Source organism: Puniceibacterium sp. IMCC21224 (assembly GCF_001038505.1).
GTDB lineage: Bacteria > Pseudomonadota > Alphaproteobacteria > Rhodobacterales > Rhodobacteraceae > Puniceibacterium.
Genome location: NZ_LDPY01000008.1, coordinates 36122 through 47003, shown reverse-complemented (window position 1 = coordinate 47003; position 10882 = coordinate 36122). Strand labels below are relative to the sequence as shown.

General features: G+C 59.4%; 7 protein-coding genes. 1 reads left to right on the top strand and 6 read right to left on the bottom strand.

Features of this window, described 5'->3' with window-relative positions; all coding sequences use genetic code 11:
- Positions 1-129 precede the first annotated feature (129 nt).
- The 5 genes from IMCC21224_RS26085 to IMCC21224_RS26065 form a co-directional block, all read right to left on the bottom strand.
- A complete protein-coding gene (locus IMCC21224_RS26085; protein ID WP_047998475.1) occupies positions 130-2346 on the bottom strand; it encodes a right-handed parallel beta-helix repeat-containing protein in 2217 nt (738 codons plus the stop codon).
- A gap of 319 nt (positions 2347-2665) precedes the next feature.
- Positions 2666-3715, bottom strand: a complete 1050-nt coding sequence (locus IMCC21224_RS26080; RefSeq protein WP_047998474.1) for a glycosyltransferase family 2 protein — start codon at positions 3713-3715, stop codon at positions 2666-2668.
- A gap of 24 nt (positions 3716-3739) precedes the next feature.
- Entirely contained in the window at positions 3740-5224 is a 1485-nt protein-coding gene (locus IMCC21224_RS26075) for an O-antigen ligase (protein WP_197089345.1), read from the bottom strand.
- 151 nt (positions 5225-5375) lie between these two features.
- The gene (locus IMCC21224_RS26070; protein ID WP_047998473.1) at positions 5376-6638 is read right to left on the bottom strand and encodes a right-handed parallel beta-helix repeat-containing protein; all 1263 of its coding nucleotides are present in this window, start codon (positions 6636-6638) and stop codon (positions 5376-5378) included.
- Positions 6639-6879: 241 nt separating this feature from the next.
- The gene (locus tag IMCC21224_RS26065; RefSeq protein WP_047998472.1) at positions 6880-8283 is read right to left on the bottom strand and encodes an oligosaccharide flippase family protein; all 1404 of its coding nucleotides are present in this window, start codon (positions 8281-8283) and stop codon (positions 6880-6882) included.
- Positions 8284-8608: 325 nt separating this feature from the next.
- Between IMCC21224_RS26065 and IMCC21224_RS26060 the strand changes: the two genes are divergently transcribed.
- The gene (locus IMCC21224_RS26060; RefSeq protein WP_082135483.1) at positions 8609-9574 is read left to right on the top strand and encodes an acyltransferase family protein; all 966 of its coding nucleotides are present in this window, start codon (positions 8609-8611) and stop codon (positions 9572-9574) included.
- A gap of 41 nt (positions 9575-9615) precedes the next feature.
- On the opposite strand, the gene IMCC21224_RS26055 is transcribed toward IMCC21224_RS26060, so the two are convergent.
- The gene (locus IMCC21224_RS26055; protein WP_047998470.1) at positions 9616-10794 is read right to left on the bottom strand and encodes a glycosyltransferase family 4 protein; all 1179 of its coding nucleotides are present in this window, start codon (positions 10792-10794) and stop codon (positions 9616-9618) included.
- Positions 10795-10882: the final 88 nt, after the last annotated feature.

Below are 10882 nucleotides of genomic sequence, written 5' to 3'. Positions count from 1 at the left end.
TGGGCACCGGCAAGGACAGAGATCGCGTCAAAGCCAGTTCCAAAACCAGAAATTAAATCGCAAAGAGTAAACTGCTTTGATCCGGTCATGAGTCAGAAACCAGATCATTCGGGCGGCTTTACATAGGGTTCAATATGGCAAAATATCGGTGTCCAGGACGGCTGTCTGTAGTAGCTCCGCCCAAACATCCGTGTGATCGTCCACGATCACGTCGATATAACGCGCCGGTGCCAATGACACCTGCATCTCGGTGTCCGGGGCGATCTCGGCTTGTTCGGACATCGCCGGGCCCGGCGGGATAAAGATTATCTCGTCCGCGGCAAACATTTTGGAATCCTGTGTTGTGGTGCTGGTGATCTCAGCGAAATCGCCAGCGTTCACGTTGATCGCGAACGCCGAAAGCGTGCCCGCGAAAAAGTGCCCATCCCAAGGATTGCCAAAGGTCAGGTTGTGGTTGCCATACGACCTCAGTGGTGCAGACATGTCGGCGTCAGCCATGATTTCACCGTCCACTGCGATCGACAGGATGCCGTCGACCAGCGAGATGTCGATGTCATGTGTCGCCTGATCACTTAGATTGGCGCCATCGGTTCTGGCCCGGATCTGAAGCCCCTCGGTCGTCGTGGCGGACATGATCAGCTCGCCATATGCGTCGATGCTGACGATAAAGCTGCTGTGCAACCGGACCACTTCCCCCCAACTGTCGGCGCTGTCGGCAGTGAGGGTCATCGAGATGCTGAATTCGTCTTCTCCGAGAATCTCCGTCACATGCTCGCGCCCTACGCTGGCTGTGATACCGTCGCCGCCCAGTTTCAGGCCCGCTGGAGCGTCACTTGTCGCTGCCTGCTCACCGCCGCTGCCAGCCTCAAGGGAGGCGCTGCCCTCATCGCTCGCAAGAGAAAACGGTTTGCCGTTCTCATAAGCGACAAAGCCCTGGGTGGCATCATAGGCTAGGACATTCGGCCCCGCGACGCCGAGGGAAACAGTCTCGGCATCCGTACGCCCGTCCGGCAGCACGACGGTCAGAGTGACATCATAGGTGCCGCCATCAGTATAGGTATGGTCGATCTGGTCACCAGTGCCTGTGGTGCCATCGCCGAAATCCCATTGGAACGTGGTTCCCTCAGGCAATTCCTCGCGATTCAGCATGGCATAAGCCGCATCAAAGTGATGCAGGGCGCTGTTGCTGTCGTCTTTGGCCATGTGGAATTCCACCGTCAGGCCCGCCTCGCCCGCAGGTTCGCGGGTCCGCGCCGCCCCTGCACCCAGGATGTCCAGCATACCGCCTGTCACACTCTGGAAGTTATGGACGCCATCCGTGCTCTGAAGGGTGGAGGCGATGAAGACATCGCCGTAAAAGCCGGGGGCAGAGGCATCCTTGTCCTGAACGATGGCATTCTCCACGACCGTCCAGTCTGCCTGTGACGACCAGCCGACAATGGCAGATGTCGCATTGTTGGCAATTGTGACCGCAGTAGATGTCAAAGCTACGCTGATCTGGGGAACATCAACAGAGGTTCCGGTCGCATTGGTGCCATCAGCATGCAAGACTGAATTTCCCCGTATGACCAGCCCATCAGCCTCGCCCACCGCAATGCCATGCAGGTGGCCGTTCACGATAACATTTTCCTCGATCAGGATGTTGCGGTAGAACATCTCGGTTCCCGCCAGGCCGCGGTCGACCTGTTCGTTGCGCATAAAAATCGACTGGGTAAAGGTGCCAGTGCCGACGTCCAGGGTATTGCCGCGAATTGTGATGTCCGTGCTGGGGACATCTGTGCCTGAGGTCCAGAACTGGATCATGTCGGAATGATCCCCCGAGTTCACAGAGCCCCGGAAGTCATGGATGTAATTTTCCTCGATCAGGGCGCCGGTGATCGCGGTAAAATTCATACCATCCATGCGCAGGTCATGCAGATCATTGCCGCGCACCGTCACGTCACGGCTGCCGGTGACCGTCAGGCCACGGTGGAATTCGAAGAATTCACTGTTCTCGACCGTCACGCCGACCGAGTCGCGGATAGCCAGACCGATGCCATAGCCGTAGCCGTCATCGGTTGCCGACACGTCATGGGCCAGATCCCCGTTGAAGGTCGCATTCCGGATCACGATGTTTTCTGATCCCGCGACGCGGAACGGACTTTGCCAAATCGGATCCCCGGCCTCAAAGGTATAGTCGAAGGTGATGCCGTCAAAGGTGATGTTGCTGCCATCGGCCACGGTCAGTCCCGAAAAGACGGCCGGATTGTCCGGATCCGCAGAGACGATGGTCACGGTTGAGGAAAAGGTGATGGCGTATTTCAGATATGAGGTGAGAACCAGATTACCGTAATCGCCGGATGCCAACAGGATCGTTTCCCCGCCCTGGGCCTGGGATAGGGCAGTATGGAGTTCGGATGCTGAGGAAACTGTTGTTGAAGGAATCATTTTAAACTTCGGGGCCTATCATGCAATGGGTATCGCTATCTCTGATAGTAGCCACTTTGTATGCTTTAGCGGGGGCACAATTAGGGCAGGTTGGCGAAAAAAAGCATAGATTGCATACATATAGTATACTCTTTCGAAAGGATGCCCGAAATCGGTGCGGCGTCTTCCGAAAACATTCAACAAGTGGATGACAGAGCATGCCACGCCATCCTCGGGCGAACGGCGATCTTTCGCACCGTCAGTTGCGGCGGGAATGCTCAGGCAGGGCGCGGCGTGCCGCAGACTCTGACAGCATGCCGCGCACATGTGCTGGCGGCGGGCGGTTCAGGCTGGCCAGCAGCAGGGTCCAAGCCTCGCGGCGGTAGCCCTTGAGTGCAAGCTGCGCCGCCTTGGCCAGGGAATAGGCAAAGGCCGTCGGCAGGCCGACTGGAAAGTGCCGACGCATGAACCGCATCCGCGAGCGATGTTTGAAATACAGCGAGAAGGGACCGGCCGGCCGGTTCAGGTTCGCCGATCCGATGGCGGTGCCGGCGCGATGATAGATGATGCCGTCCGGACAGTAGGCTAGCGGAAGTGTCCCGCGGCGCAGGGCCCAGTCGACCTCTTCGTAATAAAGAAAGTAGTCTTCGGGCATCGGACCCGCTGCGTCGTAAAACGCGCGGCTGGCGACGATGCTGGCTCCCATGATGAAATCGATCCCGGCAGGGTCTGGCGGGGGCGTGTCGGCGTGGGCCTGGAACAGCGCGATGTTATCTGTCACCCCCGTGCGGCGGTTGATCCGGCCGCCATCGATCTGGATCATGTCTGGCTTGTCATAATACAGGACGCGCCCGCCTAGCAGGGAAAACGGGCCGGTGTCGAAACTCGCAAAAGCATGGGGCGTTTCCGGCGGCACGGCGCTGTCGGGATTCAGGATCCAGAACCGGTCGATCCCTTCACGCGCAGCGAGTTCGGCCAGACCGGTATTGACCCCAAAGGCGAAACCGCCGTTCACATCGGTTTCAATCAGTGTCAGCCGGTGGCCCGCGACCCGCTGTGTCCCCTCGTTCAGCTGGACCGGCTTTGCAACCGGGGCAAGTGGAAAGGGCATGTCCCGGGGGACGACATAGGGCTGTGCCCCCGAAGCCCAGGCGCGCAAAGTTTCGACCGTTCCATCGGTCGATTCATTATCAACCACGACGATGTCGAGCCACGTGCCCCGGGCGGCGAACAGGCTTTCCAGGCAGTCAAGAATCACGTTGGCAGCGTTGTAGGTGACGATGACGACACCGAGTCTGGGCAGGGTCATGGGGGTTTCCGATTGGCGGAGCTGTCAGGGGCCGGAGTCCGTCTTTGGGGCCACGGCGCGGGGGCGGACCGGAAACCGACTGTAACGATTGTTACGCTCGGGTGCCAGAGATTTCAGGACCAGAGGTTCAGGAGCCGCCACACCCCCGGAGGATATGGTGCGATGGTACCGCAGCTCGCGCGGATCGACGGCCCCGGACTCCATGTCTGGCTCTGAGGGGTCCGACGGCCGTGCCGAAATGAACCAGACCCCCGAGCCGAACATGAAGAGTATGAAGGAATAGATATTGGTCCAGATGTGCACCGTGCACAGGGTGAATGTCAGCCCTAGAAAGGTGAACACCCAGGCCCGGCGCAGCCGGTTCATCAGCACATCATCGCCAAAGTCGCGCCATATGACCCTTGCGATGACCAGGGCATAACCCGTTGCCAGAAACAGAAAGGCCGGAATGCCATAGCGCATGGCCAGCACCAGCCAGAAGTTGTCGACGCTGGCGGTGTGCATGAACGCCGGACGGTCCCAATCGTTCAATCCAATTCCGAAAACCGGATTGCTCCAGACTTCTTTCATGCCGTATTCGAAGATCAGTCCACGCCAATAGGCATTGTGCGGCGAAAAGGTTGCATAGGACATGAAAACCTTGATCGGGGACCGGTTCGACAACACGTCCACGACAACATAGCCCAGTGCAAAGAGCCCGATCAGGTACCACCAGCGCCATTTGGATCCATTAAAGATCGCGGCCCATAAAATCAGCGAAATCTGAAGAACAATCGCCAAAATGGCGCCGCTGGACAGGGCCAGAAATCCGGAAAGAGCAATGGCGGCACTGATGATGTAGCGGCGCGTATCGCCGATGATGCCCTTGAGTGCCACGAAACACAGCGAAAAGGCAATGGAACAGAACAGACCGAAATGGATCGGATGCGCAAAGACCGCCTGCACGCGCTCCAACCCCAGCCTGATGTCGATATGCAGTATCTGGACACTGGTAATCCCAGGCAAACTGCGCAGAATTTCGATGAGCGGAGGACGCCCGGTCAGGGCCTCGCTGATGGCAAAGGGGATCAGGCACAGGACAATGAGGATCAGCAAGCGGCAGAGCGCGACAAAGCTTTCGCGGGTCCGAATATAGGCCCGACCGACCGCGTAGCCGCCCAGAAACTCGATCCCGACCGATCCGGTCTGCTGGATGGCCTGTTCGGGATTGCTGATCGCGATCGCAAGCGAGCTCCAGATCAGATAAAGGATGAAGAGGATGTCTGTCGCAAAGACCCGCCCATAGCGGCCGCGCAGCATCTGGACCGTCAGCGGGATGGTCATGATCAGCAGGAACAGCCGCAGCGTGGTCATGAAGAGGGGGCCGACCCAAAAGGCGATCGGAATCGTCACGGCAGCGATATAAAGCAGCACCGGGACCGGTAGATCCCGCAGGATCGACGCGGGGCGGCTGGCGATGGCTTGAGCGGGGGCGCGTCCCGGTATCGGATCGGTCATCGTCGCGGTCACGGTCGGTTGCATCCTGTTTGCGGTAGGTCGGCGGGATCGGGTGCGGTCCTACGCAACCTTAGCGCAAATTCCCTGCCGACGCTTGGCACACGGCACTTTCCGGTTCGCATTGTGGCATGTCTGCACCGGTGCAGACAGGACAGGACCCGCGTCATTTCCCGCCGTTCAGCCACTGCGCCCCGATCCCGCTGCCGTCCAGCGGTCCGCCCGGTCTGGCGGCGAAAGACCCCGGGCGGTCCGGGGCGCGCAGCGCCGCAGGGAGGAACACGGTGCCATAGAACCCCGGCTCCATCCGTGCCCGGTCCTGCACCAAGATGTTCTGTTCGACCCGCCAGTCCGGCTGCCCCTCGGGTCCGACGATGGCGCTGGTCACATTGTGCGAGATCTCGACATCATGCGATGCTTGGGCCACCGTGATACGCGGCGTCCAGAGCTTGGGGTTGTTCTCGGCCCCCGCCGAGGCGGCATTGCGCACCACCGTGTTGTTGCGGATCGTCAAGCCATCAGTCTCTCCGACTGAGATACCGTGCAGATGCGCATTGATGATGACATTGTCCTCGATCAGGACATCGCGGTAATAAAGCTCCTTTCCCGCTTCGCCCAGGTCAACCTTTTCGTTGCGCATAAAGATGGACTGGGTGAACCAGCCCTGCCCGGAATTCAGCAGGTTGCCGCGAATGGCGATATCACGCGACGGTTCTGTGGTCCGGGTTGTCCAAAACTGGATCATGTCGGCATGGTCACCCGAGGACAGCGAGCGGGCGAAATCGTGGATCTGGTTGCCTTCGACCAGCAGATTTTGGACCTGGGAAAAGTTCATCCCGTCCATGCGGAGGTCGTGCAGATCGTTGCCGCGCAAGGTCACGTGGGCGCTTTTGTTAACCGTAAGACCCCGGTGGAATCCGCGAATTTCGCTGTTCTCGACTGTCACCCCCTCCGACCCGCGGATCGCCAGGCCGATACCTGTGGGAAATCCCTCGTCCTCAGGGCGACGACCCCAGGCGCGGTCACCGTCGATCAGCAATTCGCGTAAGGTTACACCATGGCTCAGTTCAACCCGGAAGGGCGCCTGCCAGAGCGGATCTTCGGCTTGGAACGTGTAGTCGAGCACAAGCCCCTCAAGCACCACATTCTGCAGGTTGCGCAGGATAAGCCCCGAGAACCGTGCCGGTTTGCCCGGGTCAGCCGAGCGTAGCACCAGCGGCGTCTCTGCCGTCGCTGTCAGATCCTTCAGCACCAGGGTCCCATAATCGCCGCCGGACAGCACGATCTGCCGCCCCCCCGCCGGGTCTAGCAGTGCCTGCTGCAGCTGAGCCGGTGATGCAATGCTGCGCGGCGTTTCGGCATGAAGGCCCTGTGTCCACAGCAACAGCGCCAGAGTGATGAGACGACTGCGCATTCCGGTTCCAGCCATGGCGGCCCCCTTCCTGAGTGTGTGGGGCAAGCACCCCATCCCTCGGTTATCCGAGGATAGGCCGGATACCAAGGACTTTGGAGTCACGATTAAGCGGCGCGGACCGGACGACACACCGACCCTGGCGTACGGGTTTCGGTACGGGATCCGCAATGCCGTAGGGTCTTGGTATGATGCCCGATCCGAGCGACCCCGCCTTCGGTCTTTAGACACGGTGGACCTGGGAACGGGCTGGCTGCCCCTAGCCCTCTGCGCGGCTGAAGAAATAGCGCCGGAACTCGGTCTGAGCGGCAATCAGCGCCGCGATCAGCAGGACTTGCACGCCCAGCACCAGACCCTCGTCCACTTTGCCCCATAGGTGGTTGGCAAGGGTAAAGGCAACCGCCACCACCAGCAAACCGCCTGAAACTGCCACCCGGCGCAGGGGAATGCGGACGTATTTCCGCGTCAACGCGATGGCGAGCAGAAAGCCTGCGCATTCCGCCGCAACCGCGAGATAGATCAGCGCCAGAAGGCCGCCGCCGCCTGAGATGACGGCCCACGAGAACGGCAGCACCGCCACTCGGAACAGGTTAGGATACATCGAGTCGATCGAGACCCCGGCGGCTATCGACAACGTGGAATAGCCTGACACCAGAATGCGCACCACCTGGATCACGGCCAGATGCAGGATGATCGTTGCAAGGTCTGCGTATTTGTCCCCCAGCACGGTCCGGACAAAACTGTCGGCGCCGAGGTCAGTGAGCACAAGTAAGATCATCCCCGCCAGCGCGCACAACTGCATAATTACGGTTCCGACAAAGACCGGATCGCGCCCCGGCGTCGGCGCGGCCCCGCCCAGCTCTGCCGACAGCTGCGGCAGAAAGAAGTTCTGAATGGTCCGCCCCAACACCAGCACCGGCGTCAGCGTCAGCGTCAGCCCCATCGAAAAGATCGCCAGCACCGCCATCCCCAGTTCGCGCCCGACAATCAGCCGGTCACCCTGGAATACCAGAAACAGTAACATACCGTTCAGCAGGATCGGCCAGCCGAACCGCAGGCCCTGCGCCATAATGGCCCGGTCCAGCACCAGCCGGTAGGGCCGCCGCGCCAGGACATGCGACATCACCGCGGTCAGCGCGGCTTGCAGGATCAGTGCCCAGAGCATCACGCGCCAGTCGCCATAGAAATGCGCAAGCGGCCAGAGCGAGATCAGAGACAGCAATGCAGGCACCGTAGTTGCGAGGATACCCGGGCCAAAGATCATCGACCTGTTCAGCCGGTACATGTCAAAGTGGATCAGCGCGTTCAGGATGGGCACCACGGCCATCACCTGAAAGCCCCAGGTCGCCTCAGGCACCTTCATGAAAGCGGCGATCGGCCCGGCCAGCGCAAACAGCGCCAGCGCGGAGATCGCTCCGCGCAGCATCTGGAAACCTTGCAGCCCGGCCTGAAATCGCACATCCTCGCCGTTTCGAGCCTGTACGATCTGCTGTTGTAGTCCCAGGGCTGACATCATCTCGACCATCATCATGGCGATGGCAAAGGTCGCCGCGATACCATAGTCGACGACCGGGATCATCCGCGCAACAGCCAGGTTGCGCACCAGCGTCAGCAGCGAGGTGAGAGCATTGCCGGACAGGATCACCAGCGCAGTCCGAAGCATGATCCACGCACCTTTCAGGAAAAACGGCAGGGGTGACAAGACGACCCACCGCTTCTTGACCGTCACCGCGTTGAGGTCAAGAGGAGCCCCGCGCCCTGAGTTCTCTGGATCAGCGGCTTGTGCAATTGAACATGCGCCGGAAAAGCATTGTATGCGATGAATACCTGGACAAAGCCAGCCCGGAACGACCTCAGACCGTCATATGATCTGCCCGGAGATGACAGCCGGACACATAACTTGGCAATAGCGAGAGTCTGTGTAAAAGCGTGCCGTGTATGTCGGCAATTTTTGCCATACGCGTTCATGATTTGAAAGAGGGGTAGACATGGCCGGTCAAAGACTCAGGTGGATGGATCTGGTGCGGGGCGTCTGTATTTTACTCGTCATTCTGGTCCACGCCGAAGGGGTCGTAAAAGGCCAAGGGCTGTACATTCCGGCGGCAATCAACGTCTTCAATGAATTTCTCGATCCGTTCCGGATGCCCCTGCTGATGTTCCTGTCCGGCATGATGCTGGAAAAATCACTTTCCAAGAACAACCGTGACTATGTCCTTGGGAAATTCCATCTCATCTTTTGGCCATTTCTTATTTGGAGTATGATCGTTTACGCCGCCGAAGGGCGATTAACACTCGAATACATTCTCAAGACACCGATCAGCGCCCCGTCTCTCCTGTGGTATCTGTGGTTTCTGTGCGCCTACTATCTTATCGCCCTCCTTCTCGAACGCTGTCGCGTCCCCCTTATCCCTGTAATGTTCATCTGCCTGATTGCTTCGGGGTTTCTGCCCTCGTTGCTGCGAATGGACCGCTTTGCGGCGCTTCTGATCTTTTTTCTGCTTGGGCATTATATTGTGCGCAACAAGGTGTCTTTGCAGAATCACGCGTACTTGGCCCTTCTTGGTCTTGGCGCGGCGCTAACCGGAGGGCTGATGAGTGTTCTTTACGGACCAATCAAATACAATCCGCTGTTTATCTGGGCCCCTGTCGGGCTGATCCTATTCGTGCTGTGGGCCGCACCACTATACAGATCCACGCAGAGCGGACAGGGCATCGAATGGATCGGGCGAAACTCGATCGTTTTCTATGTCGGGCACTTCCCGCTGCTTCTTTTGGTGGCCGGGATCATGAGGGAAACGACCGCACTGGATGGCGTATCGTTCTACGCAATTTTGCTCGTGGCGACGCTGGCGATCAACGCTTGCCTGCAACTCCTGAGAAGCCGCTATGACATAGTTGCGGCTCTTTTCGACTTTCGAAAGCTGCCATCGGGATTGCGTTTTAACAACATCTGAAAGCTAGACACTCTGCCGCGTGATGGCTTTGGACTGACATTTCAGGCGAAACTGACCTCGGGCAGGTGGGCGAACTGTGTCTCGAGCATTGCGGCGCGGCGCGCCCCCACATCCATCCAGTCATAGCCGAAAGCCAGCCGACGCGCGGCGCGCCCCAAATCGGCGCGCAGATCTGTGCGTTCGGCCAGCTCTGCCATCGCATCGCGTAGCCGCCCGGTTTGGGCCGGATCAACGATCCGCATCGATCCTTTCGTGTCGCCTATCCGGCTTGCCCCCATAGGCGAAGCGATGATCGGCAGGCCGTGCAGTGCCGCCTCGTAGGTGACCTGCGGCCCGCCCTCTTCCAGAGAGGGCATGACAAAGACGTCGGCGCGGGCGAAATAGGCATGCACATCGTCGACAAAGCCCACCGTCTCGACCCGGTCGCTGGCCAAAAGATCGCGGTAGCGTTCGGCGATGGCCGGTTCAATTCGACCCACGAGCTGCAGTTTGTGACGGTCCGGCATGTCCTTCCACGCCTCGAGAAGGTGGTGCGCGCCCTTGCGCACGCAGGCATAGCCGCAGAACATAAAGGTCAGCGCATTCGTGCTGGTATAGTTGCGCATCTGCGACGCCTTGCGCGCATCCACACCATAGCTTGTCGACAGGAACCGATTTTCCAGCGGCGATCCCGCAAGGGCCTGTTCGACATGCGCATTGGGGGCAAAGATCGCATCGGCATAGCGATACTTTTCTTCTTCCTCGGCGATGCGGGCATCGGTAATGCCATGGACGGGAGCGATGCCGAAGGCGCCATAAGCCTCGTCCAGGATCCGTCGCGCCGAGGCCATGCGCGTGTTGATCCCCTCGAGCACGATCGGAATACCGCGGTCGTGCAGGATCCGGTGGGTTTCCAGCGACACGCTGGGCCAGAGATAGGCAATGTCGCCCGGCACAACCTGATCGAGAAACTGCCGTTCTATATGGCGCGAGGCATAGGGCGCGACCCATCTGTAAGGCAGCGCCGAGAGGTTGCCCCCCAGCGCAAGGCGCATGCCAACGGGCGGCTTCTCGGCCCGACGCCTATTGGCAAAGACATCGACCTCGTATCCGGCAATATGCGCCCCGGACATCAACTGCAGGCAGGTAAAACTGGGCCCGACACCATCGCAAGCCATCGGCAGAAGGGTCCGGATCGGCCGATTGTCGCGGGCTTGAACAGTTTCTGAAACGCTTTCCAAAGCACTAATTCCCGTTGGGGTCACAGATACGCTAAAACTTCTTAAACGCTAGCATCACGGCCTTTTTTCCGCCACCCTGTTTTGCAAA